At 71.0% G+C, this 26,739-nt stretch carries 32 protein-coding genes; 12 read left to right on the top strand and 20 right to left on the bottom strand.

What is annotated here, in order from left to right; translation table 11 throughout:
- Positions 1–68 precede the first annotated feature (68 nt).
- Both H516_RS18800 and H516_RS0106640 read left to right on the top strand, forming a co-directional pair.
- A complete protein-coding gene (locus H516_RS18800) occupies positions 69–1,391 on the top strand; it encodes an MFS transporter (RefSeq protein WP_033196935.1) in 1,323 nt (440 codons plus the stop codon).
- A gap of 112 nt (positions 1,392–1,503) precedes the next feature.
- Entirely contained in the window at positions 1,504–2,145 is a 642-nt protein-coding gene (locus H516_RS0106640; protein WP_022888940.1) for a dihydrofolate reductase family protein, read from the top strand.
- Between the two features lie 45 nt (positions 2,146–2,190).
- On the opposite strand, the gene H516_RS0106635 is transcribed toward H516_RS0106640, so the two are convergent.
- The 9 genes from H516_RS0106635 to H516_RS0106595 form a co-directional block, all read right to left on the bottom strand.
- A complete protein-coding gene (locus H516_RS0106635) occupies positions 2,191–2,769 on the bottom strand; it encodes a dihydrofolate reductase family protein (protein WP_022888939.1) in 579 nt (192 codons plus the stop codon).
- Positions 2,769–3,302: an SRPBCC family protein gene (locus H516_RS18795; RefSeq protein WP_022888938.1), complete on the bottom strand. Its 534-nt coding sequence runs from the start codon at positions 3,300–3,302 to the stop codon at positions 2,769–2,771. Before H516_RS18795 ends, H516_RS0106635 begins: the two co-directional genes overlap by 1 nt.
- Positions 3,299–3,637, bottom strand: a complete 339-nt coding sequence (locus H516_RS0106625; RefSeq protein WP_022888937.1) for an ArsR/SmtB family transcription factor — start codon at positions 3,635–3,637, stop codon at positions 3,299–3,301. The genes H516_RS18795 and H516_RS0106625 overlap by 4 nt, the downstream gene beginning before the upstream one ends.
- A 232-nt stretch (positions 3,638–3,869) precedes the next feature.
- The gene (locus H516_RS0106620; RefSeq protein ID WP_022888936.1) at positions 3,870–4,580 is read right to left on the bottom strand and encodes a response regulator; all 711 of its coding nucleotides are present in this window, start codon (positions 4,578–4,580) and stop codon (positions 3,870–3,872) included.
- Entirely contained in the window at positions 4,577–5,941 is a 1,365-nt protein-coding gene (locus H516_RS22520; RefSeq protein ID WP_022888935.1) for a sensor histidine kinase, read from the bottom strand. The genes H516_RS0106620 and H516_RS22520 overlap by 4 nt, the downstream gene beginning before the upstream one ends.
- 87 nt (positions 5,942–6,028) lie before the next feature.
- The gene (locus tag H516_RS0106610; protein WP_022888934.1) at positions 6,029–6,709 is read right to left on the bottom strand and encodes a DNA alkylation repair protein; all 681 of its coding nucleotides are present in this window, start codon (positions 6,707–6,709) and stop codon (positions 6,029–6,031) included.
- Positions 6,710–6,781: 72 nt separating this feature from the next.
- A complete protein-coding gene (locus H516_RS0106605; protein WP_022888933.1) occupies positions 6,782–7,264 on the bottom strand; it encodes a hypothetical protein in 483 nt (160 codons plus the stop codon).
- A gap of 76 nt (positions 7,265–7,340) precedes the next feature.
- On the bottom strand, positions 7,341–8,183 hold the full coding sequence (locus tag H516_RS21245; protein ID WP_022888932.1) for a PIG-L deacetylase family protein: 843 nt from the start codon (positions 8,181–8,183) through the stop codon (positions 7,341–7,343).
- Between the two features lie 101 nt (positions 8,184–8,284).
- On the bottom strand, positions 8,285–8,668 hold the full coding sequence (locus H516_RS0106595) for a phage holin family protein (RefSeq protein ID WP_022888931.1): 384 nt from the start codon (positions 8,666–8,668) through the stop codon (positions 8,285–8,287).
- A gap of 88 nt (positions 8,669–8,756) precedes the next feature.
- On the opposite strand from H516_RS0106595, the gene H516_RS18780 reads away from it, so the two are divergent.
- From H516_RS18780 to H516_RS22010, 3 genes are all read left to right on the top strand, one after another.
- Entirely contained in the window at positions 8,757–10,049 is a 1,293-nt protein-coding gene (locus tag H516_RS18780; RefSeq protein WP_084620506.1) for an MFS transporter, read from the top strand.
- Positions 10,050–10,142: 93 nt separating this feature from the next.
- Positions 10,143–10,844, top strand: a complete 702-nt coding sequence (locus tag H516_RS21240; protein ID WP_169513502.1) for a DUF4232 domain-containing protein — start codon at positions 10,143–10,145, stop codon at positions 10,842–10,844.
- 127 nt (positions 10,845–10,971) lie between these two features.
- Positions 10,972–11,694 (top strand): hypothetical protein, encoded by a 723-nt coding sequence (locus H516_RS22010; RefSeq protein ID WP_022888928.1) that lies wholly within the window; start codon positions 10,972–10,974, stop codon positions 11,692–11,694.
- A 2-nt stretch (positions 11,695–11,696) separates the two neighbouring features.
- Here the strand turns inward: H516_RS22010 and H516_RS0106575 are convergent, their stop codons facing one another.
- From H516_RS0106575 to H516_RS0106565, 3 genes are all read right to left on the bottom strand, one after another.
- Entirely contained in the window at positions 11,697–12,980 is a 1,284-nt protein-coding gene (locus tag H516_RS0106575) for an MFS transporter (protein ID WP_022888927.1), read from the bottom strand.
- A gap of 43 nt (positions 12,981–13,023) precedes the next feature.
- Complete coding sequence (locus H516_RS0106570) at positions 13,024–13,692, bottom strand: SDR family NAD(P)-dependent oxidoreductase (RefSeq protein WP_022888926.1); 669 nt, start codon at positions 13,690–13,692, stop codon at positions 13,024–13,026.
- Between the two features lie 122 nt (positions 13,693–13,814).
- On the bottom strand, positions 13,815–15,266 hold the full coding sequence (locus tag H516_RS0106565) for a DUF6421 family protein (protein ID WP_022888925.1): 1,452 nt from the start codon (positions 15,264–15,266) through the stop codon (positions 13,815–13,817).
- Between the two features lie 368 nt (positions 15,267–15,634).
- Here H516_RS0106565 and H516_RS21235 point away from each other — a divergent pair, with 368 nt between their 5' ends.
- Positions 15,635–16,090 (top strand): hypothetical protein, encoded by a 456-nt coding sequence (locus tag H516_RS21235; RefSeq protein ID WP_022888924.1) that lies wholly within the window; start codon positions 15,635–15,637, stop codon positions 16,088–16,090.
- 79 nt (positions 16,091–16,169) lie between these two features.
- Here H516_RS21235 and H516_RS0106555 read toward each other — a convergent pair whose 3' ends face one another.
- Positions 16,170–16,700, bottom strand: a complete 531-nt coding sequence (locus H516_RS0106555; RefSeq protein WP_022888923.1) for a GNAT family N-acetyltransferase — start codon at positions 16,698–16,700, stop codon at positions 16,170–16,172.
- Positions 16,701–16,753: 53 nt separating this feature from the next.
- Here H516_RS0106555 and H516_RS0106550 point away from each other — a divergent pair, with 53 nt between their 5' ends.
- The 4 genes from H516_RS0106550 (at position 16,754) to H516_RS22920 (ending at position 18,811) form a co-directional block, all read left to right on the top strand.
- Positions 16,754–17,524 carry a DNA alkylation repair protein gene (locus tag H516_RS0106550; RefSeq protein WP_022888922.1) on the top strand — a complete coding sequence of 257 codons (771 nt, stop codon included), beginning with the start codon at positions 16,754–16,756 and terminating at the stop codon, positions 17,522–17,524.
- A gap of 23 nt (positions 17,525–17,547) precedes the next feature.
- On the top strand, positions 17,548–18,384 hold the full coding sequence (locus H516_RS0106545; protein WP_022888921.1) for an SDR family NAD(P)-dependent oxidoreductase: 837 nt from the start codon (positions 17,548–17,550) through the stop codon (positions 18,382–18,384).
- A 74-nt stretch (positions 18,385–18,458) separates the two neighbouring features.
- Positions 18,459–18,632, top strand: coding sequence for a hypothetical protein (locus H516_RS22925; protein ID WP_022888920.1), 174 nt, complete (start codon positions 18,459–18,461; stop codon positions 18,630–18,632).
- 20 nt (positions 18,633–18,652) lie between these two features.
- A complete protein-coding gene (locus tag H516_RS22920; RefSeq protein ID WP_022888919.1) occupies positions 18,653–18,811 on the top strand; it encodes a hypothetical protein in 159 nt (52 codons plus the stop codon).
- Positions 18,812–18,840: 29 nt separating this feature from the next.
- On the opposite strand, the gene H516_RS0106530 is transcribed toward H516_RS22920, so the two are convergent.
- The 4 genes from H516_RS0106530 to H516_RS0106515 form a co-directional block, all read right to left on the bottom strand.
- A complete protein-coding gene (locus H516_RS0106530; RefSeq protein ID WP_022888918.1) occupies positions 18,841–19,659 on the bottom strand; it encodes an alpha/beta fold hydrolase in 819 nt (272 codons plus the stop codon).
- Positions 19,660–19,699: 40 nt separating this feature from the next.
- On the bottom strand, positions 19,700–20,938 hold the full coding sequence (locus H516_RS21230) for a serine/threonine-protein kinase (RefSeq protein ID WP_022888917.1): 1,239 nt from the start codon (positions 20,936–20,938) through the stop codon (positions 19,700–19,702).
- 227 nt (positions 20,939–21,165) lie between these two features.
- On the bottom strand, positions 21,166–21,621 hold the full coding sequence (locus H516_RS0106520; RefSeq protein ID WP_022888916.1) for a GNAT family N-acetyltransferase: 456 nt from the start codon (positions 21,619–21,621) through the stop codon (positions 21,166–21,168).
- Positions 21,618–22,037 (bottom strand): rhodanese-like domain-containing protein, encoded by a 420-nt coding sequence (locus H516_RS0106515; RefSeq protein WP_022888915.1) that lies wholly within the window; start codon positions 22,035–22,037, stop codon positions 21,618–21,620. Before H516_RS0106515 ends, H516_RS0106520 begins: the two co-directional genes overlap by 4 nt.
- A 93-nt stretch (positions 22,038–22,130) precedes the next feature.
- Here H516_RS0106515 and H516_RS0106510 point away from each other — a divergent pair, with 93 nt between their 5' ends.
- A complete protein-coding gene (locus H516_RS0106510) occupies positions 22,131–22,589 on the top strand; it encodes an Lrp/AsnC family transcriptional regulator (protein ID WP_022888914.1) in 459 nt (152 codons plus the stop codon).
- A gap of 195 nt (positions 22,590–22,784) precedes the next feature.
- Here the strand turns inward: H516_RS0106510 and H516_RS0106505 are convergent, their stop codons facing one another.
- The 3 genes from H516_RS0106505 to H516_RS0106495 all read right to left on the bottom strand — a co-directional run bounded on the left by H516_RS0106505 (position 22,785) and on the right by H516_RS0106495 (position 25,822).
- Positions 22,785–23,630 carry an exodeoxyribonuclease III gene (locus tag H516_RS0106505; protein WP_022888913.1) on the bottom strand — a complete coding sequence of 282 codons (846 nt, stop codon included), beginning with the start codon at positions 23,628–23,630 and terminating at the stop codon, positions 22,785–22,787.
- Positions 23,631–23,722: 92 nt separating this feature from the next.
- Entirely contained in the window at positions 23,723–25,204 is a 1,482-nt protein-coding gene (locus H516_RS21225; RefSeq protein WP_169513501.1) for a cell wall-binding repeat-containing protein, read from the bottom strand.
- 108 nt (positions 25,205–25,312) lie between these two features.
- Complete coding sequence (locus tag H516_RS0106495; protein ID WP_022888911.1) at positions 25,313–25,822, bottom strand: DUF6328 family protein; 510 nt, start codon at positions 25,820–25,822, stop codon at positions 25,313–25,315.
- A 113-nt stretch (positions 25,823–25,935) separates the two neighbouring features.
- Between H516_RS0106495 and cofE the strand changes: the two genes are divergently transcribed.
- Positions 25,936–26,730, top strand: coding sequence for a coenzyme F420-0:L-glutamate ligase (cofE, locus tag H516_RS18750; protein WP_033196927.1), 795 nt, complete (start codon positions 25,936–25,938; stop codon positions 26,728–26,730).
- The last annotated feature ends 9 nt before the right edge of the window (positions 26,731–26,739 follow it).

Here is a 26,739-nt window from a genome sequence, read left to right as displayed (position 1 = left end):
CTCGCAGGGTGAGCGAGAGGCTCGACGCAGTGCACACGACGTCGCCGCCGGCGGTGCCGCCGAACGGCATGAGCACGTTCATGCACGTGCTCGTGAACACGATGATCGCGAACGTGACCACGAGCTTTCTGTGGTTCGCGCTCACGTTCTGGGTGTACCTCGAAACCCGTTCCGTGCTGGCGACGGGCATCATCGGCGGCGCCTACATGCTGCTCATCGCCCTGTTCGGCATGGTCTTCGGCACCCTCGTCGACCGGCACCGCAAGCACCGCGTCATGCTGATGTCGAGCATCGTCTCGCTCGTGGCGTTCGGCGTCGCCGGGGTGGTCTATCTTCTGCAACCCGAGACCGCCCTCGTCGATCTGGGCGGGCCCTGGTTCTGGGTGTTCTCGGGGGTCATCCTCTTCGGCGCGGTCGTCGAGAACCTGCGCAACATCGCCCTCTCGACGACCGTCACGCTGCTCGTGCCCGAAGAGCGCCACGCCAACGCCAACGGCATGGTCGGCACGGTGCAGGGCCTGGCGTTCATGGTGACGAGCGTGTTCAGCGGCCTCGCGATCGGCATCGTGGGCATGGGGTGGACCCTGGTCATCGCGATCGCGATGACACTGGTCGCACTCGTGCACCTGCTCTTCGTCCGCATCCCCGAAGCACGGCCCGTCGTCGACGCCGACCGGCCGCCGATGATCGACCTGCGCGGCAGTGTCACGGCGGTGCGCGCCGCACCCGGGCTGTTCGCGCTCATCCTCTTCTCGACCTTCAACAACCTCATCGGCGGCGTGTACATGGCCCTGATGGACCCGTACGGACTCGAGCTCTTCCCCGTCGAGATCTGGGGCATCGTGCTCGGCGTCACCGCGACCGGCTTCATCATCGGCGGTCTGGTGGTCGCCAGGTGGGGGCTCGGGCGCAACCCGATCCGCACCATGCTGCTCGTCGTCATCGGCATGGGGCTGCTCGGGGCGCTGTTCACGATCCGCGACTGGTGGCTGCTCTACGCGCTCGGCATCTGGGCGTACATGTGCCTCATCCCGGTGGTGGAGGCGGCCGAGCAGACCGTGATCCAGAAGGTCGTGCCGTACCGCACGCAGGGGCGGGTCTTCGGCTTCGCCCAAGCGTTCGAGGCGGCCGCCGCACCGATCACCGCGTTCCTCATCGCGCCGATCGCCGAGTTCTGGATCATCCCCTACATGGAGTCGGCGGACGGGCAGGCGACGTGGGGGTGGGTGCTCGGCGACGGCGTGGCGCGCGGCATCGCGCTCGTCTTCCTGTTCTCGGGCCTCATCATGGTCGCGCTCGCGCTCGCGGCGTTCACGACCCGTTCGTACCGCATGCTCTCGACCGAGTTCCGGGAGGGTCTGCCCGCGCCGAGCGGCCGTTCGGCCGAGTGAGCGGGGTCGTGTTTCGAGAGCCATCGAAACTCTTCGGAGTCGTCCCGAGCTCGGGAAGAGTGGGCGTCGCGGCCCGATCGGGTCGCGATCGATGACCGGAAGGACCCCGCCCGTGGCCGTTCGCGCCGACCTCGACATCTCACTCGACGGCTACGCCTCGACCACCGACCAGACGGCCGAGAACCCGATGGGCGCCGACTGGTTCCGCCTCACCGGCGCCTACTCGGCCACGCGTACGTTCCGCGAGCGGGTGTTCGGCGATGACACGGGAGCCGGCACCACGGGCGTCGACGACGCGTACGCCCGCACGTACTTCGAGAACATCGGCGCCGAGATCATGGGCGCGGGCATGTTCGGCTTGCACCAGAACGCCGACGACCCCGACTGGCATGGCTGGTGGGGCGAAGAGCCGCCGTTCCACGTGCCGGTGTTCGTGCTGACGCACGCGCCGCGCCCGTCGATCGAGATGGCGGGCGGGACGACTTTCCACTTCCGCGACGCGTCGCCCGAGGAGGCGCTCGCCGAGGCGCGCCGCGCCGCGGGCGGGGGCGACGTGCGCATCGGGGGCGGGGTGCGAACAGTCCGCTCGTTCCTCGCTGCGGGGCTGGTCGACCGGCTCCACGTCGCGATCGCCCCGATCGTCCTCGGTCGCGGACTCAGCCTGTGGGAGGACCTGCGCGGGCTCGAGGGCGGTTACGAGGTCTCGAGCGAGACAGCCGAGAGCGGCGTCGTCCACGTGACCTTCCGGCGGTGACGGCGCGCTCATCGGTGCGTCGACCGTCCGCCGGCTCGGCGACCCTCAGCGCACGCGATAACGGAGGCTCACCACGCCGCCCGGTCGCTGCGCCGCTCGGTCGAGCTCGAGCGAGCGGTCGCCGAGCCCGCCGGGCGTGAACGAGCGCCCCGCGCCGATGAGTGTCGGCACGACCCGCAGGTGCAGCTCGTCGACGAGTCCGGCGGCGAACAGCGCATCGGTCAGCACGAGGCTGCCCCACACGATGACGGTGCCGAAACGCTCCTTCAGTGCGGCGGCCTGCTCGGCCCCGTCGCCACGGAGGATCTCGATGCGCCCGTCACCCCACGGAGCATCCGTGAGTGTGTTGGAGACGACGAACTTCGGCAGCCGGTTGACGATCTCGCCGACGTGCTCGACTGCGGGGTCGATGCCCGGCCAGTAGTCGGCGAACATCCGGTACGTCGTCGCGCCGAACAGGATCGCGTCGGCCTGCGAGACGTAGTCGAGCTGCTCGGCGTCGTTGAGCTGGGGCTCGCCGTCGTCACCCGGCGGGATCAGGGCCTCGAAGAACCCGATGCCGCCGTCGGGGTCGGCGGCGTAGCCGTCGACGGTCACGACCTGCTCGACGATGAGGCGGCCCATCAGGAAGCCCCACCGGGGTCGGCCCGGCCTGCGGGGTCGGCCGCGGTGTCGGCCGCGCCGAGGTGTTCGGCCAGCACGTCGAACGCCGAACTCCAGCCGTCGTAGACGTTGTCGTCGCCGGGGGCGCCGTCGATGCCGAGCACATGGAACCGCATCTCGGTACGGTCGCCCGGCAGCTCGCTGAGCGTCACCGTGATCACGGGCGCCACGTCGTCGGCGTCGCCCGGCGAGCCCCAGGTCATGACGAGGCGCTTCGGGGGGTCGAGTTCGCGGTAGACGCCGGCGGTCGGGTACTCGGAGCCGTCGGGCGCGACCATCGTGTAGCGGTAGCGGCCGCCGACGTGGGCGTCGACGTCGATGCTGCCGGGCTTGATCTCGACCCCGCGCGGGTGCCACCACTCTGCCGCGTCCGCGCGCTCGGTCCATGCCCGCCAGACGAGTTCGCGCGGCGCGTCGAAGACGCGGGTGATCGTGAACTGCGGGCGTTCGGCGGAGCCGGAGGCATCCGTCGTCGTGGTCTCGTACTCGGTCATTTCGAGTTCTCCTTCATGGTGCGGAGGTGCTCGGCGAGCAGGTCGAAGCGTTCGTTCCACTCGCCACGGTGGTGCTCGACCCAGGCGGATGCCTCGTCGAGGGGTTCGGTGCGCAGCGTGCACGTGCGCCACTGCGCCGTCGCGGTGCGTTCGATGAGCCCGGCCCGCTCGAGCACCTTGAGGTGCTGCGAGATCGCGGGGCGGCTCATGGCGAACGGCTCGGCGAGTTCGCCGACGGTCGCCGGCCCGACCCGGAGGCGCGAGAGCATCGCGCGGCGGGTCGGATCGGCGAGCGCCTGGAACACCGCGCTGAGCTCGTCCTGCGGTCCGCCCAATGTAAGCAACTCCTTAATTAATGAATTGCTTAACACTAGGACAGGGCGGTGCCGGCGTCAACCCCGCGGCTCGCCCCGTTCCAGCGGCGCGCGACGAGTCGTCGGCGCCGCCGGGGCGACGCGCGCACGCGCGGGTTCGACGGCGGCGTGTCGGCCGGACCTGCTGACGACTCGTCACGAGCCGAGATGACGAGCCGTGTGGGTTCAGCCGTGCGAGGCGAGCCGCGCGGGTTCAGCCGCGCGGCCGCACCACGCCGTGCTCGTAGGCGTAGACCACCGCGTGCACCCGGTCGCGGAGGCCGAGCTTCATGAGCACCTTCGACACGTGCGTCTTCACCGTCGCCTCGCCCACCCAGAGCCGCTCGGCGATCTCCGCGTTCGAGATGCCCAGCGCGAGCAGCTCGAGCACCTCGCGCTCGCGCTCGGTCAGCGTCGCGAGTTCGGCCGGCTGCGGGCGATCCGCGGTGCCGGTCGCGGCGACGGATGCCTCGTGCCCGCCCGCGTTGCTCGACCCCGAGCGGCCCGCCACCGCCTCGATGACGCGGCGCGTGACATCCGGGGAGAGCAGGGCGTCGCCGCGCGCGACGACCTGCACCGCCTCGATGAGCTGCTCGGGGCTCGAGTTCTTCAGCAGGAACCCGCTCGCCCCCGCATCGAGCGCGGCGAACAGGTAGTCCTCGCGGTTGAAGGTCGTGAGCACGAGCACGGCCGCATGCGTCGCTTCGTCGCCCGTGAGGCGGCGGGTGGCCTCGAGGCCGTCCATGCCGGGCATCTGCACGTCCATGCAGACCACGTCGGGGGCGAGTGCCGCGACCTGTTCGATCGCCGCCTGGCCGTCGGCCGCCTCCCCGACGACCTCGATCCCGTCCTCCGAGTCGAGGATGGTGCGGAAGCCGGCGCGTACGAGGCTCTGGTCGTCGACGACGAGCACGCGGATGCTCACGCGTCGTCCTCCCGGCGCAGCGGGAAGCCCGCGCGCACGAGGTAGCCGCCCCGCGCGCGGGTGCGCAGTTCGATCGTGCCGCCGGCCGCGGCGACCCGCTCGCGCATGCCGAGCTGGCCGAGGCCCCCGGTCGAACCGGCCGTGGACCCCGATCGTCGCGCCCCCGCGACCGACGTCGTGGTGCCCGAGTTGGTGATCTCGATCTCGAGCGCCGCGTCGGTCCAGCGCACGCGCACCTCGGCGGTCGCGGCGGCGCCGGCATGCTTGCGCACGTTCGTGAGGGCCTCCTGGGTGATGCGGTACGCGCTGAGGTCGACGACCGGCGAGACCGGCCGCGGTTCGCCGACGATGGCGAGGGTCACGGGCAGCCCGCCGTCGGCCGACTCGCGCACGAGCTCGTCGAGCCGGGCGATCCCGCGGGTCGAGGTGCTCGTGGTCGCCTCGCCGGTCGTGGATTCGGCATCGTCGACGAGCGCGAGCGGCCCGGTGTCGGCGTCGGCGCGGAGCGTGCCGAGCAGCCCGTGGAGTTCATCGACCGCCTCGCGTGCGTTCGACTCGATCGCCGAGAGCGACGCGGTCGCCGCCGCCGGATCCTTGGCGAGCACGCGCCTCGCCGCCCCCGCCTGCACGCCGATGACCGAGACGTGGTGGGCGACGACGTCGTGGAGCTCGCGCGCGATGCGCAGGCGTTCGAGCGCGACCGCCTGCACACGGGTGCGTTCGCGCTCGGCCGCGAGCTCGGCCGTGCGCTGCTCGAGTTCTGCCCGCGCGCGAGCCGACCGGTAGGCGGTGTCGCCGAAATACCAGGCGCCGCCGAAGTACAGCAGGTTGGTGAGCACGTTGATGAACCCATAGGCGAGGTACGGCGAGAGCAGGCCCTCGCGGGAGAGCTCGGGGAGGTGGTCCTGCACCGTGGAGTAGAAGATGAGCCCCCAGAACAGCCACCCGAACATCACGACCACGATGGCGCCGCGAACGATCGTCGCGACACGACGGCTGCGCCCCCACGCGCCGACCGTGTAGATCGCGACGAAGAGCGCGATGTTCGAGAAGAGCGCCTCGCCGACGCCCACGACGGCGCCGACGATGAAGACGGCGGATGCCACGAGCGCCACGATCTCGGGCACGCGGCGCCGCGCGGCGAGGGGGAGGGTCATCCCGGCCGCCCAGAGCGCTGCGCCCCACCAGGGGGTGCCCTCGCCCCAGCCGGTCGCGCGGTAGAGCACCACGCTCGCGGCTGTGCCCACGGCGAGCACGAGCGCGAGCACGAGGTCGTTGCGGTACCCGCGGCGGCCCGGGCGCGGCCTGACCCACTCGACGCCCGGCAGCACGGGCGGGGCGGTGGTCACGTTCTCGGGCATCCCTCCACGGTAGCGATCGGGCGCCGTGCGGGGATCCGCCGCGTGGCGGAGATCGCCGGGCCGTCCCGGGGCCGACCTGTGCGGGCCCTACTTCGCCGTCTGCCGCCGCACCATCTCGCCGATCCAGATCGGGGCGAAGGGCGAGGTGCAGTTCGGGGCAGTCGGGTAGTCCTTCAGCACCTCGAGTCGTTCGCCGATGTCGATCGCGCGCGCTCGGAACGGCGGATGGTTGATGCCGATCATCGCGAGCGACGTGTTCATCTCCCATTGCACCTGCTTCGGGGCATTCTTCATCTCGGCCTCGATGGTGTCGAGCATGGCGGGCAGCTCCTCGGGCTCGAGCCGCTCGGGCTGCTTCGACACCCGTTGGGCGTTGAGCGCCCAGGCGGCGCTCGCCGCGAGCGGGTCGGCGTCGTCGAGCCACGCGAGCCGAAGCTCCTCGGCGTGGGGGCTCTTCTTGACCACGTAGTTGACGAGCCAGTCGTGGCCTTTGGGCGTCGGCTCCTCGCGGACCATCGCATCGAGCTCGTCGGCGCTGAACGCCTTCGGTCTGCAGATCAGGATCGCGAGCAGCCTCGAGGCGGTGTCGCCGGTCGCCCAGAGCTCGAGGGCGAGTTCGTGGTTCGTCTTGACGCGCTTCGCGAGGGCGCGCAGCTGGGCGAGGTTCACGCCGTGCGTGTCGCCCCGTCGTTCGTTGCCCTCGCGCGTCTTCGGGTCGTCGAGTGCGGCGAGTTCGGCCTGCACTTCGGCGAGTCTCGGTTCGGTCATGCGCCATCCCCAGTCTGCTCGGGCCTGCCAGTCAGCCTAGGCGAGCAGCACCGGGTCGACCGGCTCGCGTTGCTACTCCGAGGTGAAGACGTTCGTCCAGACCTCGGAACCGTCGGGGTTGAGGTAGGTGTACTTCACCTTCGGCGACTCGGTGATCCCGTGCGACTCCATCTCGGGGAACAGCGTCTCGTCGCAGAGGGTCTGCAGCATCGGCTTCTGCTCGTCGAAGGTCGGTCCGGCCGCGGCTGCGTCCACCGCCTCGGTGAACACGTAGCGGTAGTCGATGGTGTCGGGCGCGATCGCCTCGGCTGTGATCTCCGAGTACATCCCGCCGAACTGGTCTAACAGTGCCGGCATCTGCTCCTGCACGGCCGCGACGTAACGGTCGAGCGCGGCCGCCTGGTCGCCGGAGGCCTCGGTGGCGACCACCGGCTGCTCAGACGGACGGGAGTCCTCGGCGGGAGCGCCGCCCGGGAGCGAGCAGGCGGCGAGGGCGAACGTCATCGACGAGACGAGGAGCGCAGCACCGAGGCTGCGGGCGAGAGCGCGATTCACAGCGTCAGCATAGTGAATCGGAGGCTGCCCTCCGTTCGCGTGGAAAGGGGGTCTGCAGCGCCGGCGTCGAGCCGCCCTACGCCAGCGGCTCGGCCTCGAGGTCGCGCACGTGGTAGAACTCCTGGTCCCAGAGCAGGTAGATGAGCCACGTCGGCAGGATGTACGACTCCTGCATGTAGTTCGACTGCGAGGCGTGGATCGTCCAGCCCTCGTGCTTCTTCGCCACCGCGGCATCCATCGCGTACTCGGGCTTCGGCTGGTTCGCGACGACGAACGCGCCGGTGTCGCCGCCGAACGCCGCGAGGGCGCCCGAGGGGCTGATCGTGTAGACCAGGTGCTTCGGCCCGGCGTACGGGCCGCCCGCCTCTTCGAGCTTCGCGATCGCGAGCTCGGTCACGCGGCCCATCTGCATGTGGTCCTCGTGACCGGTCGCGCCCGACTCGGGCCAGAACGCGACGACGACATCGGGCTCGACCCGCTTCATCTCGTCGGCGACGCGGTCGACGAGCTCGCTTTCGTCGGCCTCGGGCACGCCGCCGTCGGGGTAGTCCCAGACGACGTGGCGATCGACGCCGAGGTTGAAGCTGTTCTTCAGCGCCTCGGCTTTGCGGACCTCGCCGAGGTCCTCCTGTCGCGCGACGACCGGGGTCTGATGCCCGGCCTCACCCGGCGTGGCCGTGATCATCGCCGTGTACGCGCCGCCTTCGTGCGCGTGCCAGAACAGCCCGTTGACGGTCTGCTCGTCGTCGGGGTGGGCGAACACCCCGAGCACGCGGGTGCCGCCGAGCTCCTCGACGACCGAGTCGACACCCTTCGCGGTGGGTTCGTAGAAGAGGTGGCGGCCGGCCCAGTACAGCCCGCCGACGACGGCGAGGAGGACGGCGGCGACGACGATGAGCGCGACGGTGCGCTTGCGCATGGGTGGTGCCTTCGGGTTCGGATGCCTCGAGCGCGGGTCGCTCGCGGCGGGACGGGTCGGAGCAGCCTGACCCGGCTGTCCGGGCCGCGCCACGCACATGCTCAGCCCTTCTTCTCGGGGGCGATGCGCGGCAGCAGGTACTTGCCCGAGAGCCAGGCCGCCAGGGCGGTGATGATCCAGACGATGACGGCGGCGAGCACCCACGGCGTCATGCCGTCGAAGGTGATGCCGTCGCCGAGGGAGGCGACGAAGAGGGCGACCGCCGTCGAGATGAGGCCCGCGACTCCCGCGACCGCGGGGGCGCCGCGGTGGAACAGGGTCTCGACCAGCCACTCGAGGAGCGTCTGGACGGCGGCGAACACGATGATCGCGACGAGGAACCCCTGCCAGTGCAGGTGCATCCCGGGAACGAGCAGCGACGCGATGAAGAGGGCCAGGGCGGCGAGCGCGAGGGAGACTCCGAGTCGGATGAGGAAGCGCACCATGGCGTGAGCGTAGCGCTTCGCCTGCGGTGCAGCGCTACCGCCGACGGCCGGTCGGGAGGATGATGGGCGGGTGAGCGAGCCGACGACGGTGAATCACGCGGCGCGACGGGTGCAGTCCGTGTACTTCACGCTGCTCATCGGCAACACGCTCGCGGCCTCGTTCATCTGGGGCGTGAACACGCTGTTCCTGCTCGACGCCGGGCTCTCGAACCTCGAGGCCTTCGCCGCGAACGCGTTCTTCTCGGTCGGCATGGTGCTCTTCGAGGTGCCGACGGGCGTCGTCGCCGACACCCTGGGCCGTCGGGTGTCGTATCTGCTCGGCACGGTGACGCTCGCCGTCACGACGCTCCTCTACTACTGGCTCTGGCTGGTGGAGGCGCCGTTCTGGGGCTGGGCGGTCGTTTCGGTGCTGCTCGGGCTCGGCTTCACCTTCTTCTCGGGGGCGACCGAGGCCTGGCTCGTCGACGCGCTCACGGCGACCGGGTACACCGGCAGCCTCGAGCGGGTGTTCGGGCGCGGGCTCGCGCTCTCGGGCGGCGCCATGTTCATCGGCTCGATCGCGGGCGGCGTGATCGCGCAGGCGAGCGACCTCGGGGTGCCGTTCCTCGTGCGCGCCGCGATCCTCATCGTCATGTTCGTCGTCGCCGCGGTACTCATGCGCGACCTCGGATTCACCCCCGCGGGGCGCGCGCACCCGCTGCGGGCGACGAAGCAGGTGTTCCAGTCATCGCTGCGGTACGGGTTGGGGCGCCCGGCGGTGCGCTACGTGATGTTCGCCTCCTTCTTCACCTCGGGCGTCGGCTTCTACGTCTTCTACGCGCTGCAGCCGTACCTCGTCGAACTCTGGGGCGATGCCGAGGCGTACTCGATCGCCGGGCTCGCCGCCGCGATCCTCTCGGGTGCGCAGATCATCGGCGGACTCTGCGCACCGTGGGTGCGCCGCCGGTTCCGACGCCGCACGACGACGATCCTCCTGAGTCTCGTGATCGGCAGCGCCATGCTCCTCGCGCTCGGGTTCAACCGCAGCTTCTGGCTCGCGCTCGTGCTGCTCGTCCTCTGGGGCCTCGTCGACGCGGCGGCGGGCCCGGTGCAGCAGGCGTACCTCAACGACATGATCCCGTCCGCCCAGCGTGCGACCGTGCTGTCGTTCGACTCCCTGCTCGGCAGCACGGGAGGGGCGGTGATCCAGCCGGTCCTCGGGCGCTCGGCCGACCTCTGGGGGTACCCGGGGTCGCTCCTCGTGAGCAGCGGGTTCCAGGCGCTCGCGGTGCCGTTCCTCTGGCTGAGCCGGCGTCAGCACTCGCCGGCCGACCTGGCGACGGACGTCGCCGACGAGCGTCGGCAGCCGGACGACGCCCCGGGGATACCGCCGATCGACTGAGCTGCGCCGCGCGACTCGGTGCCCGCCCTCTTCCGCGACGGCGACACCGGGCATAGCCTGATGGATCGACCGTTCGGCGACGAGGAGACGACGATGACGCGTGCAATGCTCACGGCAGGGCTGCTGTTCGTCGCCGCACTCGCGCTCGGCGGCTGCGCGGCCGGCGCGCCCGGCGAGGGGGCGGGGTCGACGGCGGATGCCTCGCCCGGCGCCGCGACCTCGCGATCACCGTTGCCGTCGTCCGAGCCCGAATCGACGGCCGCACCGCCGATCGCCGCCCCGACTCCGGTCGAGGGCACCGGGTCTGCGGGTGACGGAACGGTCGCCGAGCGCGACCAGGAACCGTTCGCCGACGATGCGGCGCTCGAGCTGCGATGCGACGACTCGCAGCTCGAGCTCGCGGTCACGCCACTGCCCGACGAGTCGGGCGGCGGGTCGTTCGGCTTCGAGCTGGTCTTCACGAACACGGCGGCGCAGGCCTGCGTGTTCGAGGGGTGGCCCGGGCTGATCGCGATCGACGCCGCAGGCGAGGAGGTGGGGTGGCCCGCGCAGGCCGACCTCTCGGCCGGCTCGACCACCTCGCCGGCCCTGCTCGGCGCGGACGGCGGGGTCGCGACGGCCCATGTCCGAGCGACGCAGGCGGGCGCACACGACTGCACACCCGTCGAGGCGGCGGGCCTGCGGGCGCGCATCACCTCCGACGGAGCGGGCGGCGGCATCGACGCGCCCTACGGGATCACGGTGTGCGACGGCCCGATCTCGACCATGAAGATCGCGCCGCTCGTCGCAGGCTGACCCGCGGCACCGCTCCGAGGGAAGCCTCCTCCGAGGGTTGCCCCCTTTTCGGGGGTCACGTACCATTGCCGGACGCCCGTACGACGAACGCCCGAGCGAACCTCCTCGGGAGACGAGGAGGAGCCGCATGCGCAAGATCCTCGTCCTGAGCGCCGTCGCGACCGTGCTCTTCGTCGGCGCGCTCTCGGTGGGCGCGGCCGCGGCGCTGACCGCCGCCCCCGTCTTCTACGACGCGCGCTCCCCGCATCCGGCCCCATCGGTCGGCGACGACCTCGATCTCGAGGCGGGCGCGGCGCCGCCAGGACCCGACGGTTCCGCCGGCGGCGCCGGCGACGAGGGTGACGGCGTAGCGCCGTCGCCCGATGCCACCCAGCGGCCGAGCCCCGGTGCCCCGCGCCCGGCCCCGGGTGCCCCGCCCGCCGCACCCGCGCCGACACCGCCGGCCGCTTCGACGCCCCCGCCCTCCGGCCCGATCCCCACCGAGGAGGAGCAGGCGGCCTGGTTGGCGTTCCAGCAGCTCGTGCGCGAGTGCATGACCGAGTCCGGGCAGGAATACCGCTCCTGGGAATGGTGGACGATCGAACGCGGCGACCCGAACTCGACCGCTCCGGCGATGCCCGACGATCTCACCGGCGTCGAGCAGCTGGCGTGGCTCGATGCGCTCGAAGGGCCGAACGGCGACGGCACGGGATGCATCGGCGAGGCCACCGAGCGCGACCGCGAGGAGGCGGTTGCACCGCCGCCCGCCGCACCCGAGCCGTCGCCCGATCCTGAACGGCCGGCGCCCGCGGTTCCCGAACCGTCGGCTCCCGACGCGGTCGGCAGCATGCCCACCGCGGCGACCGTGTGAAGCTAGGGAGTCGGCGAGACGGCGTGCACGGCATCGTCGCCGGCACTGCGGCGGAGCGCCCGGACGATCGACGGAACGAACAGCGCGGCGGCCGCGGCAGCGGCGCCGGCGAACCAGAGCACCGCCTCGTACGACCATGCTTCCGCGATGATGCCCGCTCCGAGGCATCCGATGAAGGCACCGGCCGCGCCGGCCGCGTTCACCAGGCCGTTCGCCTCCGACGGCGAACCGTGCGAGAGCAGCGCCGCCGCGCGCGGCAGCGGAGAACGCTGCAGCGACGACGTCACCACCACCACGAGGTACAGCACCCCGGCGAGGCTGGCGACCGCCGGGCCGCCGGCCGCGAGGCCGATGAGTGCGAGCAGCACGAAGCCCGCGGCCCGCACGACGAGACTCAGGGCGAGTGCCGGTGCCGCGCCCGACCTCCCGAGCCAGACACCGGACACGATGACGGCGGGCACGCCGAGAAGTCCGGCGGTCGCCACGAGCACGCTCGTCGTCGTCGCGCTGATGGAGAACACCGCAGGCAGGATGTTGGCGATCTGGCTCGAGAGCACCGACATGCCGATCGCCGTGAACGCGATCGCGGCGATCAGCGCCGCGAACGGTGAGCGCAGCATGCGAGGCCGAGCGGGAGCGTGAGCGGCGCCGGCGGGGCCGGTGACCGCGACGCCCACGCGAGCGCCGCCCGGCTCGCCCTGCGCCGCCGCCCGCAGCCGGGACTCGGGCAGCGCCGTCGTGAACCAGGTGAAGACGGCCGCGGCCGCGATGAGGGCGGCGACGAGCCAGAACTGGGTGAGTGTGCTCATGCCTGCGAGGTGGAGGCCGGTGACGAGCAGGCCGCCGACGAGTTGGCCGCCGAAGATCATCAGGTTGAAGACGGTGAGCTGCCGCGCCTGCATCGCCTCCGGCAGGCCCGAACCGACGAGGAACCCCGATCCGATCACCGCCTTCGCCGAGATGCCGGCGCCGAGCAGGATCCCTGCGATCGGTGAGTAGATCTCTGCGGTGACGTCGAGTGCGAGGACGGCGAATGCGACCGCCATCGCCGCGAAGGCTGCCGTGTAGACCACGCGGTGGGCATCGAAGCGGTCGGCCACTCGCGCGACCGCCGGTCCGGTCAGCCCGGCGAGCGACATCACGGCGAACACGACGCCGACCCGGGCGGCGCTGCCCGTCACCTCGGTGATGAACGGGGGGATCAGCAGCACGACGAACGCGCCCATGACCGCCCCGCTCACCAGGTTGGAGATCATCCAGGGTTCGAATGAGCGGACGCGGCGCATGACCCGACGCTATCCGATGCTCCGACCGCCGGCCGCGCCGAGCTCAGTCGGCCGACAGGGTCCCGACGTGGCCGTTCAGCTCCGAGGCATCCGTCGACCAGAGCGCGACGACCTCGTCCGCGAGTCGTTCTTCGAGGCCCGCGAGCGACTTCACTCGGAAGGTGACGGCGGCGCCGGTCGTGCCCTCCGTGCCGAGGCCGTGGGCGAGCGACTGCATCCACGCCTCGCTCGCGGCCTTCACGGCGGCGTAGTTCGCGCCGCCGGCGAGCGGACGTTCGACCGCCGTCGAGGAGACGATCGCGATGCGGCCCGCGGGGGAGGCGACGAGGTCGTCCCAGAGGGCGCGGCTGACGTGGCGCAGCGCAGAGAACGAGCGCTCGAGCACCCGGTAGTCCTCCTCGGTCTGGCCGGGGATGCCGCCGCCGCCGCGCCAGCCCCCGACGAGGTGGATGATGCCGTCGACATCGCCGACTCGGCCGTGCACGCGCATCGCGAGCGGCCACACCTGCATCTGGTCGGTGAGGTCGGCCTGCTCGACGATGACGCCCGGCAGCTCGGCCGCGAGCTCCACGAGCCGGCCGCGGTCGCTGCCCACCGCGATGACGCGGGCGCCCGCATCGAGCAGGGCTCGGGCGACGGCCCGGCCCGAGGCGCTCGTGGCGCCCGCGATGAGCACGGTGCGCCCTGCGGCGCCCGCTGGGTTGTCGGTCATTCGGGGCTCCTCCTCGAGCTGGTGCAGGCGCGACTCGGCGGTCGAGTAGCGAAGCGTATCGAGACCAAGGCTACGAGCTCTCGTTACGCTCCTTCGTCGCTACTCGACCACCGGCGTCGGGTTCAGACGGCGCTCGTGCCGGTGATGCCGACCGTCGACTCGATGACCGGCTTCATCTTCTTGTCGAGCGCCTCGAAGAACATCGACAGCGGGAACTCGTCGTCCATCACGAGGTCGGTGTAGCCCTTGGGCGGGCCGGCGAGCACCTCGCGGGGCAGGCCCTCGGCCCAGACCGACGCGGGGTTCGGCGTGACGACCGAGGAGACGAGCTCGTAGGCCTTCAGCCAGTGCACGGTCTTCGGACGGTCGATCGACTCCCAGTAGAGCAGGTCGATGGCGTCGCCGAGCTCGACGACGGCGTCGGCCACCGCGTCCCAGTCGAAGCTGAGCTCGACGTCGCGCCATTCGAGCACGTGCTTCTTGTGGAGCCACGCGAACAGCAGCTGGCCGCCGAGGCCGTCGTAGTTGCGCACGCGCGAACCGGTGATGGCGAAGCGGAAGATGCGGTCGAAGATGACGGCGTACTGCACGAGCTTGCCGGTGGAGCGCATCTGCTCTTCGACCTCGGTGAGCTCTTCGCCTCTGGCGAGGCGTGCGTCGAGCCCGCGCTGGATCTTGACCGACTCGCGGAACGCGGTCAGGTCGCAGCGCAGCTCCTCCAGCGAGTAGAGGAAGAACGGCATGCGCTGCTTGATCATGAACGGGTCGAACGGCAGGTCGCCGCGCATGTGGGTGCGGTCGTGGATGATGTCCCACATGACGAAGGTGCGCTCGGTGAGCGCCTGGTCGTCGAGGAGCGTCGCGGCGTCGTCGGGCAGGTGCAGCTTGGTGATCTCGGATGCCGCGCGCACCACCTTGCGGTAGCGGGCCGCCTCGCGATCCTGGAAGATCGCGCCCCACGTGAACGGCGGGATCTCGCGCATCGCCACCGTCTCGGGGAACAGCACGGCCGAGTTGGTGTCGTAGCCGGGCGTGAAGTCGACGAGGCGGAGGCTCACGAAGAGCTTGTTGCCGTAGTCGCCGGCCTCGAGGGCGGCGATGCACTCGGGCCAGATGGTCTCGACGACGAGCGCCTCGACGTGGCGGTCGAGCGAGCCGTTCTGCGTGGTCATGGGGAACACGACGAGGTGGCGGATGCCGTCGATGCGGTGGCGCTGCGGCTGGAACTCGACGAGCGAATCGAGGAAGTCGGGGACCTCGAGGCCTGCGGCCTGCCACTTGCGGAAGTCGGCCTGGAGGGCGGTCAGGTAGGCGGCCTCGTGCGGGAAGCGCGGCGCGAGGGCGGTCACCGAGTCGACGATGGCGTCGATGAGGGCGGATGCCTCACCCTTGTCGGTCTCGACCGGAACCGAGCCGTCCTTCACCTGGAGGGACTGGAGCTTCGTCGCCGACTCCTTGAGGCGGAGCCAGGCGGGGTCGGTCTCCACGCCGTCGGCGAGGGCGATCTGCGCGGGCGTGAGGTCCTCGAGGACCTCGGGTTCGCCGACGATGGGGTCGATCGTGATGTTCGACATGTGAACCTCCGTTCCTCAGTGAGGGGTCAGATGCGGGGTCGCAGTGAAACTGCGCGCGGCGGGAATCGCCGTACAACTCAAGGCTACGAGGCATCCGCTCGCGATTGATTGCACTGCAACGCGGGAATCGTGCGTTCAGCTGGGAAACGGCGCCGGAGATCGTCCACGGTGCGCACCCGCCCCAATCGGCCGGAAATCGGAAGTACCTCAGCGTCCACCCGGATGACGCTCCGCACCAGCCCTACCGCGGGGTGAGGCGGACACCGAGGAGAACACCGGGGTCGGTCCCGATGACGGGGTGTGCCGTTCGACCTAATTTGAGGATTGTTCAAATCCCCGCGAACCCCCAACATGAACAGGAGAGGGCCATGAACACCAACAGAACCGGCGCCGCAGTGATCGGTGCCGTCGTCCTCATCGTCGCGATCAGCGGCTGCGCCGGTGTGCAGTCCCAACTCGAAGGCGGCGCCGGAGCATCGAGTGTGACCTCACTGCAATCGCAGCAGGACGCGGCTCGCCAAGAGGCCGCGCTGGAGCGCAGCCGGGCTCATGCGCCCGAGTTCGCCCCTCAGGGCACCACCATGCAGGACATCCTGCGCGAGGCCGAGCGCACCGAGCGCATCGAGGCGGCCGCACGCGCGCACTCCACGCAGATCCAGGATGCCGTGCGCGAGGCCAAGCAGGCGGAGGTCGTCGAGCAGTCGGCCGCCGACGTGCAGGGCCAGCGTCTCGCCGAGTACGCCGAGAAGTACGGTCAGTCGCAGGACGACGACGGCCCCACGCCGACGCCCGAGCCGCGGCCGATCTCACCACGCAATCGATGAGCCCCACGCGAGAGCGGGGTCACGCCGACCGGCGGCCCCGCTCTCGATCTGCGCCCGGAGGCGCGCGCTCGGGCCCGGCTCAGATCGACTTGGCCATGTGCAGCGAGGCAGCCTCGAAGCCGAGGCTCTCGTAGAGCTCGATCGCCGGCACGTTGTAGGCGAACACGTTGAGGCCGAGCGTCGGCGAGCCGTGCTCGCGCGCCACCACCTCGGCGTGCCGCATCGCCGCCCGCCCGAGACCGCGACGGCGGAACGGCTCGCGCACGTGCACATCCCACACCCACCACGCGTCGCCCCCCTCGGCCCACGGGCCGAGCCAGAGCCACCCCGCCTCCTCGCCGTCGGCGATGATCGCGAGCAGCACGTGCTCGGGCTTCAGTTCGCCGTCGGTGAAGAAGCGATTCGTCGACGCCTCGACCGCGGCCTTCGCCTCCGACGGGGTGTCGCCGGCTCGCAGCCTGGCAGCCTCGTAGTAGGCCATCGACTCGGGCAGCCACATGCGCAGGTCGTCGCCCGTGATCGGGCGGAACTCGACCCTCCGTTCGTCCGCAGCCGCGTCCGCAGCCGCGTCCGCGGCCACGGACTCCGTCTCGGTGATCGCTTCGCTCATCGCTCCATCGTCGCCGATGCCCCGGCGAGAAGGAAGGGCGGTAGCGTACCGGCATGACGGACGCCTCGACTCCGGCCCAGACCGCCGACGGCGTTCGCGCCGCGCTCGCCGCCGCGGCCGACGCCGGCCGCGTGCCGCAGATCGCCCGATTCTTCAAGACCGCGCCAGGGGGTTACGCCGAAGGCGACCGCTTCATCGGGGTGACGGTGCCCGAGACGCGTGCGGTCGTACGCCGCTTCGCCGGACTGCCGCCCGCCGAGGTCGACCTGCTTCTCGACAGTCCGATCCACGAGCACCGGCTCGCGGCCCTGCTCATCATGGTGTCGCAGTTCGCCCGAGCGAGCCGCACCCGCACGCGCGACGAGGCGGCTCGGCTGCAGCTGCACGCGGCATACCTCGCGGCGGTGCGCCGCGGTCGCGTCGACAACTGGGACCTCGTCGACAGCTCGGCCGAGGCGCTCGTCGGCGAGCTGCTCTTCACGAGCGCTCCGGTCGAGCAGGCCGAACCGTTGCTCCTCGTCGAGCTCGCGACATCCCCTTCGGTGTGGCAGCGACGCGTCGCGGTGCTCGCGACCTTCGCGGCGACGAAGGCGGGCGACGCACGCCCGGCGCTCGCGATCGCGGTGCGCCTGCTCGACGATCGCCACGACCTGATCCAGAAGGCCGTCGGCTGGATGCTGCGCGAAGTCGGGAAGCGGGTCGGCCGGGCCGAGCTCACCGGATTCCTCGATGCGTACGCGACCCGGATGCCGCGCACCATGCTCGCCTACGCGACCGAACACCTGACGCCCGAGGCACGGGCCGCGTACCGCGCGATGCGCTGACCGGCGTCGGCGAGAATTGCAGCATGAACAGAACGGTGCGCGGTGCCAAGGTGCTCATCACGGGAGCCGCCGGCGGCATGGGGCGCTCGTACGCCGAGCGTGCCGTGGCCGAGGGCGCGGCCGCCGCCATCCTGCTCGACCGCGACGCCGGCGCGCTCGCACGCACCGTCGACGAACTCGGCGTGATCTCACGCGGCCGTACGCGCCTGCATTCATACGTCGTCGACCTCGGCGAACTCGGGGCGATCGCGAAGACCGCGCACCGGATCCGCCGCGAGCTCGGCGACCCCGACGTGCTCATCAACAACGCCGGCATCGTGCGCGGCAACCGGTACTTCTGGCACACCGACAACGGGGACGACACCCGGCCGACGATGTACATCAACGCGCTCGCGCCGATGTACCTCACCCGCGAGTTCCTGCCCGGCATGATCGCGAACGCCCGCCCGGCTCGCATCGTGAACATCGCCTCGGCCGCCGGCACCGTCGGCAACCCGCGCATGGCCGTGTACGCCGCGTCGAAGGCGGCGCTCATCGGCTGGAGCGACTCGCTGCGGCTCGAACTCGAGCAGGCGGGCCACGAGCACGTCCGCGTGACGACGGTCACACCCAGCTACATCGCGACCGGCATGTTCGCGGGGGCACGCGGGCCGCTGCTCGCGCCCGTGCTCGACCCCGACGTCGTCGTCGACCGGGTCTGGCGGGCGATGCTCGCGGGCACACCGCTCGTCGAGCTGCCCGCGAGCGTACGGCTCTCGCGAGCGCTCCGCGGCCTGCTGCCGACCCGCGTGTTCGACCGTGTCGTGGGCGACGGGTTCGGCATCTACCGTTCGATGGAGCGGTTCACCGGGCGACGCTGACGAGAGGGATGCCTCTGGCGGGTCGCCTCGCCCCGGGGGCAGTCTGGAATCCCAGGAGACGAGGGGGTTCTCGCATGCAGGTCGACATCATCCACCATGAGCCGCCCTATCGAGTCGGGTATTTCGTCGGCAGCCTCGCGAGCGACTCGATCAACCGAACGCTCGCGAAGGTGCTCGTCAGGCTCGCGCCCGAGCGCCCGGGGCGCTCGGCACGGCCGTCGCCCAGCAGAGCCTGCGCAGCATCCTGAGCTTCTGCAACGCGCCGCAGATGAACGCGCCGGAGGCGTACCTCCAGCTGACGCCGGGGCTCATCGCACCCGACGGCGAGGTCACGGTTTCGAGTACCGAGGAGTTCTTGCGGGTGTTCATGCAGCGGTTCCTCGAGTTCACGACTCGCGTGCCCACGGTGCTGCCGCGACCCGACTGAACCGGCGGCCGTCAGGTCGGCGTCGTACGCTAGAGCCCGCGCTCGTCGAGCCAGGCGAGGACGGCCGCGCCGACCTCGCCGGGCCGCTCGACGCTCGGCAGGTGTGCCGCCCCGGCGATCCGCAGCCCGGTCGCCTGCGGCGCCGCCGAGACGATCGCGTCGAACTGCACGCGGAACGGCGTCAGATCGTGATCGCCGACGATCGCGAAGGTCGGCACGCCGATCTCGCGGAGGCGCTCGGCGGCCGGCGGCTCGAGCGGCACCTGCTCGCCGTCGTCGGCGACGTGCGCGATGTTCGGCGTCGCGAGTTCGTGGGCGCGGGCGAGGAACGCCGGATCGAGATCCGCCTCGCCGCGGCCGGTGCCGACCGCGAACACCGTGGTCTCGAGCCGGATGTAGCCCGCGGGGTCGGCCAGGGGGTCGAGCGCGTCGACCTCGTCGAGGCGCGCCTGCTCATCGGGGGCGAGCGCCACGTCGGGGAATCCGCCGATGCGAGCGGAGATCGTGATGAGACCGTTCACGCGATCGGATGCCGCGAGCGCGATGTCGATCGCGAGCGCACCGCCACGGCTCGCGCCGACGACGGTCGCCCTCGCGACGCCGAGATGATCGAGCACGGCGATCGCGTCGTCGTGGTTCGCGAACGGCACCGTGAAGTCGTGCCGGGTGCCGCCGAACCCGCGCGGGTCGTAGCGCACCACGAAGTGCCGAGCGGCGAGCCGGTCGACGAGGTCGTCCCACATGCGCAGGGTCGCGATGCCTGCGGGAATGAGCAGCAGGGCCGGTGCGGAGATCGGGCCGGCTGTCTCATAGTGCAGTTCGGCACCGGGCAGTTCGAGTGTGGGCACCCACTGATCGTAGGGCGAGACACGCGGCGAACGCGGCGCGTCAGTCGTCGGCGCCGTTCTTCCCCTTGCCCTTGTCGCCGCTCTTGTCGTCGTTGCGATTGTCACCGCTGTTGCCCGGGCCGCTGTCGTCGTCGCTGTCGTCATCACCGGTGTCGCCGTCGTCGGTCGGCGTCGGGGTCGGCGTCGCCTCGCTCGGCGCCACCGATTCGGACGGCGCCGAGGGCGACGGGCCGGGGGCGGCGCCACCGCCCATGGTCACCGCGACGATGACCGCGTGCGCGATCAGCACGATCGCGACGGCCGCGCCCGCGAGCGCGGTCACGACGAGGACGGGGCGGCGACGCCTCGCAGGTCGATCACCCGAAGGGGCGCCTGCCGTCGTCGGCATGATCGCGGTGGCGCCCGTCGTCGCCGGGTTCGGGCCCGAGGCCGTCGTGTCGAGCCGTGTCGCCGCGACGGCGACCTCGAGCGCCGCCGGTCTGGCCTCGGGCTCGCGCGCGGTCATCGCGCGGAGCAGCGCGACCCAGTCGGCGCCGAGCCACTCGGGGATCTCGGGATCGCGAACGAGCCTGGCGCTCGCCGCCTCGGCCGCGGGGCCGGGGAACGCGGCGCGGCCCGTGCGAGCCTCGAGCGCGAGTAGCCCGAGCGAATACACATCCGCCGCCGGTCCGGCCCGTCCACCGCCGACCTGCTCGGGGCTGAGGTAACCGGGGGTGCCGACGAGCAGCCCCGTGCGAGTGAGCCTCGCGTCGTCGATGAGCCGGGCGATGCCGAAGTCGGCGAGCTTCGCGTTCCACGTGCGGGTCGGCAGGTGGGCCGGTTCGAGCAGCACGTTCGCGGGCTTCACGTCGCGGTGCACGATGCCGCGCTCGTGGATGACGTGCAGGGCCTCGCCGAGGTCGACGAGCAGACCCGCCGCATCGGCCGCGTGGAGCGGGCCGGCACGCAGTGCCTCGCGGAGGTCGCGACCGTCGACGAGCTCCATCACGAGGTACTCTCGCCCGGTCGCCGGGTCGCGTGCGGCGTCGTACAGGCGCACGAGCGCCCGGTGCTGCACACTCGCGAGCAGTGCGATCTCGGTGGCGCGTCGTGTCGCGTCGTCGATGCCCTCCGCTGCGGCGGCGAACACCTTGACCGCGACGGCACGGCCGAGCGACAGGTCGTGCACGCGGTAGACGCTCGCCATTCCGCCCCGGCCGATGAGCTCATCGACCCGATAGCGCCCGCCGAGTACCGCCCCGATGAACGGGTCGGCGCCGGATTGGTGCGTGCTCGTCACGCTTCCGAGCGTAACCCGGGCGTCTGCGTCGCCGCTGCGCGGGGCGACCTCGGAACTCGCGGATCCCTCGAAGGCGCCACCGTGCGTATGTGTCGTTCTCGTGAGTGACTTTGATCGGTACTCACGGACCATCGCACGATGGCTCACTCCGTCGGCAATCCGGCGATCCGACCCGAGAACTACACCAACTCAGGGGACGCCACCTTTCACGACGGCGGTAGGTCCGATCAGAGGGCGAGGGAGAAGCGCTGCTTCGGTCGGTGGGTGGCTCCGAGTCGTTCGTAGAACCGGACCGCGGCCTCGTTCCACGCCGGTGTCTGCCATTGGAGCTCGCGGTAGCCGCGGGCGCGGGCGCTCTCGGCCGTAGCAGCGACGAGCAGTCGTCCGAGGCCCGCGCTGCGGCGTGCTTCGGCAACGTAGACGCAGTCCAGGTGGCCGAATGGTTCACCCGTCCACGTGGTCACGTCCGAGGTCATGGAGGCGTAGCCGGCGACATCCCCGTCGATGCGTGCGACGAAGATGACGACGGCCCCGTCGTGCGCCCGGCTCGCGATCACGCGTTCCCAGTCGTCGGGGATCGCGACGTCGCTGCGTTCGAATGCGATGTGCTTCTGCACGAGCGGGCGGACGTCCGCGTAGTCCTGCCGCGTCGCGGCGACCGCGATCTCGGCGTGCACGCTCATGCGGCCGGAGCAGTCAGCGGGTCGGGGGCGCGGCGGGCGCGGCCGGTGTCGCTGACCGTCGCCAGGCCTTCACGGGCCCAGTACTCGAAGCCGCCGATGAGTTCGCGAACGTTGGTGTAGCCGAGGGTTGCCAGGATGAGGGCGCCGCGTGTGCTGCCGTTGCAGCCCGGTCCCCAGCAATAGACGACGATCGCAGTGCCCGTGTCGGGTGCGACCTCGGCGATGCGCACCTCGAGCTCGGCGTTCGGGATGTGCACCGCGCCCGGGATGCGCCCCTGGCTCCAGGATGCGGCGGATCGGGTGTCGATGACGAGCGGGGCGGTGCCGGCGGCTCGGTCTGCTGCGAGGTCGGAGGGGTCGGTCTCGTACGCGAGCTTGGCGGCGAAGAAGTCGGCCGCTGAAAGTGGAAGAGTCATGTATCGATCGAAGCATCCGGTGCCGTCATGTGGAACACATGACCCACTGCATTCACGCCAGGCTGCGCTACTTTCCACGGTAGATTCTGGCGTATGCCCTCGATTCCCCGGTTAGACCTGGACAGCACCGATCACGCCATCATCGCCACTTTGCAACAGGACGGTCGGATGAGCGTCGCGCAGCTCGCGCGCGCGATCGCGCTGTCGCCGAGCGCCACCGCTGACCGCCTCCGACGTCTCACCGACGCCGGGGTCATCACCGGCTACTCCATCACCGTGGATCCGGAGGCGCTCGGGTACGCGGTGACGGCGTTCGTCCGCCTCGCGTACCCGTCGGGCAACTACAGGCCGTTCCACGACCTCGTCGACACCCTTCCCGAGATCGTCGAGGCCCATCACGTCACCGGTGCCGACTGCTTCATCATCAAGGTGCTCGCCCGGTCGATGCGGGACCTCGAGCGCATCACGGGCCGCCTCGCCACGCTCGGCGGCATCACGACCAACGTCGTATATTCGAGCCCCATCCCGTCGCGTCACGTGACCCCCGCATAGCAGGAACGCGGCTCGACTCTCCTCAGCCAATGGCAGCCGGGGGGTTCGTCATCGAGAGCTTCTCCGTGAATCATGAGGCCGGTAAGGTCTGCCCGCCGATCGAATGAATTCGACTCGCTCTGCGCCCGGGTGCCGACTTGCCGCGCCGAAGCACCTGCCGGCAGCGGGCTCGTCGGGTGCAGCGATATGCAGCGCTCAGCCGAAGATCATCGGCAGGTCGTCGCCGCCGTCGCCGCCGAGGTCGAGGTCGACGAGCACAGGCACGTGGTCGCTCGGCGCGTCGCCCTTGCGCTCGTCGCGGTGGATGGACGCCGAGGTCACCGCCTCGGCGAACGCCGCCGAACCGAGGATGAAGTCGATGCGCAGCCCCTCGTTGCGGGGGAAGCGCAGCTGCTTGTAGTCCCAGTAGGTGTACAGCCCCTCGGGCACCCGGGCGCGCACGACATCGGTGACCCCCGCGTTCTCGAGGGTGAAGAACGCGGCCCGCTCTTCGGGGGAGACGTGGGTGGTCTGCCCGACGACGACGGTCGGGTCGCCGTTGTCGATGTCGAGCGGTGCCACGTTGAAGTCGCCCATGAGCGCGAACGGGCGCTCGGGGTGGCCGGTCGTCTCGGCGCGCGCGTAGTCGGCGAGCGCGGCGTAGAAATCGAGCTTGTAGTGCAGATGCGGGTCGCCGAGCGCGCGGCCGTTCGGCACGTAGAGGCTCCACACGCGCACGCCGTCGACCGTCGCGCCGATCGCGCGCGCCTCTTTCGGGAGATCGGGGCCGTCATGCCCCTTCAGGAACCCGGGCATGGCGGGGAACTCGGTCTCGACCTCGGTGATCGGCGCCCGGCTGGCGATCGCGACGCCGTTCCACTGGTTCAGGCCGTGGATCGCGAGCTCGTAGCCGGCCTCCTCGAAGGCCTCGTGCGGGAACTGCTCGGGCTTGCACTTGATCTCCTGCATGGCCAGCACGTCGACGTCTTCGCGCACCATCCAGTCGACGACACGGCCGACGCGGGTGCGGATCGAGTTGACGTTCCAGGTGGCGATGCGCATGGCATCCAGCGTAGGTCAGGCGGGCGACACCCCGAGTACGGCGAAGGCGGATGCCCCGTGGCCGCCCACGAGGCATCCGCCCTCGATGCCGATCAGCAGACCTTGAACGGCTTTCCGTTGAAGGAGAGCTTCGAGAAGTGCCCGAGCAGGTACGCCTCGTGCACGTCGAGAGCGGTGATGTTCTTCGCGACCCCCGCCGGAGTGCAGGTAGGCGGCACGACGTGCATCGGTGCGCCGTACGCCCCCGCGAGCGGCGCGCCCGAGAGTGCGTCGGGGAACTTGGTGCCGGTCACGAGGAACGCGTAGACCGACGACCACTGGCTCGGATCCCACACGAGCTCGTTGATCTTCAATGCCGTCTGGTAGCGGTCGGCGCCGGCGAGGCGGATCACCGACACCCCCGGCTGGCTGTCCATCGCCTTGGCGTGCTGCGCCGAGACGACACCGGTACCGCCGGCGATGGCGACCGTCTTGGCGCCCGTCTGAAGCAGGACCTCGGTGAGGAAGAGGTTCGGTCGGGCCGAGATCCCGTCGATGATGAGCACCGGCAGGCCGTCGACGGCCCCTGCCGCGCTCGCGGCGAGCGCATCGGGGAAGTCCCTGCCCGTCGCGACCCAGATCGCCGGAACCTGGTCGAAAGCATCGGCGACGATCTTGCGGGAAGTCTCGTAGCGGTCCTTGCCGGAGATGCGCTTCGTCGGCGCGATCGCCTTGAGCTTCGACTCGACCGCGGCCGAGACGGCCCCGGTGCCGCCCGCGATGACGATCTTCCCGGGTGAGAGCCGCTTGAGCTCCGACGCGATCTGCGAGGGCAGGTTGGTCGGCGGCACGAGCAGCAGCGGGCCGCCGCACGCCGCGGCCGCGGGCCCGGCGCTGAGCGCGTCGGGGAAGGCCGCCCCCGAGGCGATGTACACGCACGGCACATCGGGCGCGAAGCCCGACTTCGAGATCGCGATCGAGGTGGCATAGCGGTCGATTCCGGCGATGTATCCGGTCAGCAGCGGTTCGAGGGGCTCATCGATGCCGGTGACGACCTGGCCCTCGGTGAGGGTGACGGTCGTGGCCATGCCGCTGCGAGGGGCGTCCTTCCAGAACTCCGGCAGGAGCGGGGTGCCGGGTGTCAGGTCGAAGAACGCCACGTGGTAGGTGCCGGCGGGCACCCCGGTGACGCTGTAGGCGCCGGTGTCCGTCGCCTCGGTCGAGGCGACGAGGTCGAACGAGCTGGTCGCCTCGTTCCACTGCTGCACCTCGACGTAGCCGGTGCCGAGCGCCCGCAACGGCACCTCGGTCATGTCGGTGTACGTCAGCTTCCCGGAGATCGAGCCGGTGCCGGCCGTGGCGGAGGTTCGGTCGAGCCCGGTTTCACCGAGTCGCTGCGGCGCGGTGAGTTCGGGGTCGGCGCGGAACGGGGCGAACGGGTCGTCGGTTGCCGTGCGGAAGTCGCCGGGGGAGGGCAGAGGCATCGGCGCGAGTTCGTCGGCGGATGCGCTCGTCGCAGCTGAGAAGAGGAGCGCGAAGCTCGCGGCGACGGCGGTCGCTGCACGCCACGGAGCGCCCGGTCGGGTTCGGGTCATCGTCATCGAATCTTTCGTAGGGAGGCGCACGATCAGCGCGGGTAGCCGGAGCATACGAGAACAAGCCGGACGCTGGCCACCCCCCGTTCGGGCGCTGGAGGTGGGGTCTCAGCGGCTGCGGCGCGCGATCGTCGGCACGATGACCCACACGGCGACGACCACCGCGAGTGCGGCACCGAGCGCGACATAGCCGGCCGTGCGCCCGACGGCGACGTCGAAGATGAGGCTCGTCACGCCCGCGGCGAGCAGCGAGACGACGGCGAGCAACCCGAACAGCATGCGGTTCGCGACATGCACCAGGCGGTCCTTCTGCTGCCGCCCGAACAGTTGCCGGTGGAGGATCACGGGGGCGAAGCCGAGCACGGTCGCGAGACCCGCGAGCGCGACGAGCACGAGGTACAGCCCGAGTTCGTAGTCGTCGAGTTCGGTGAAGCGGGGCTGGAACGCCGCGGCGAGCAGGAACCCGGTGATGATCTGCGTTCCGGTCTGCACGGCTCGCAACTCCTGCAGGATGTCGCCCCAGTTGCGGTCGAGGCGCTCCGTGCGGGTCTCGTCGCGGCCGTCGTCGCGGTCGTCGCGGTCGCCCGGCGCGTGGCGTGGGGCTGGGTGGGTGGCCATACGCGATCGTACCGCCGGGTCATCCGGGTCATCCGGGCCTCGGGGCTTGCGCACCTGCCGGCCACGCCGTCGTTGCTGCCAGAATGGAGCCCGTCGTGGAACAGGGGAGCATCATGACCGCAGGATTCAGTGTCGAGGGAGTCGAGGGCCTGCCCGAGATCTCAGCCGGCGACGATCTCGCCGCGCTCATCGCGGGAGCCGCGGAGTTCGCCGACGGCGACATCCTCGTCGTGACCTCGAAGATCGTCTCGAAGGCCGAGGGGCGCGTGGTCGAGGCATCCGACCGCGAAGACGCGATCACCGCCGAGACGGTGCGGGTCATCGCCACGCGCGAGTACGAGGGCGGCGTCACCCGCATCGTCGAGAACCGGCAGGGCATCGTCGGTGCGGCCGCCGGGGTGGATGCCTCGAACGCACCCGAAGGCACCGTGCTGCTGCTGCCCGTCGACCCCGACGCCTCGGCGCGCGCTCTCGCGACCGGGCTGCGGGCCCTGACCGGCGCGCAGGTCGGCGTCATCCTCTCCGACACGCTCGGGCGCCCGTGGCGCGAGGGGCAGACCGACATCGCGATCGGCGCCGCAGGCGTGCACGTCTTCGACGACCTCCGCGGCGGGGTGGATGCCTCGGGCAAGTCCCTCTCCGTGACGATGCCGTGCGTGGCCGACGAGATCGCGGGAGCCGGCGAACTCGTGAAGGGCAAGTCGTCGGGGGTGCCGCTCGCGATCGTGCGCGGGCTCGGGCGCTACGTCGGCGACCTCGACCTTCCGGGCGCGCGGTCGATCCAGCGGCCGAGCGAGCGCGACCTGTTCCGTCAGGGTGCCGACGAGGCGTACGACGACGGCTACCGCGCCGGATTCGACGAGGCGCAGGCGGAGGGCTCGCTGCGGGAACGTCCCGACTTCGAGTAGCGGCACCGC

Origin of the sequence: Agromyces italicus DSM 16388, from assembly GCF_000421545.1 — a bacterium.
GTDB lineage: Bacteria > Actinomycetota > Actinomycetes > Actinomycetales > Microbacteriaceae > Agromyces > Agromyces italicus.
Note: the sequence above shows the minus strand (reverse complement) of the source record. Positions and strands in the feature narration are given on the sequence as shown.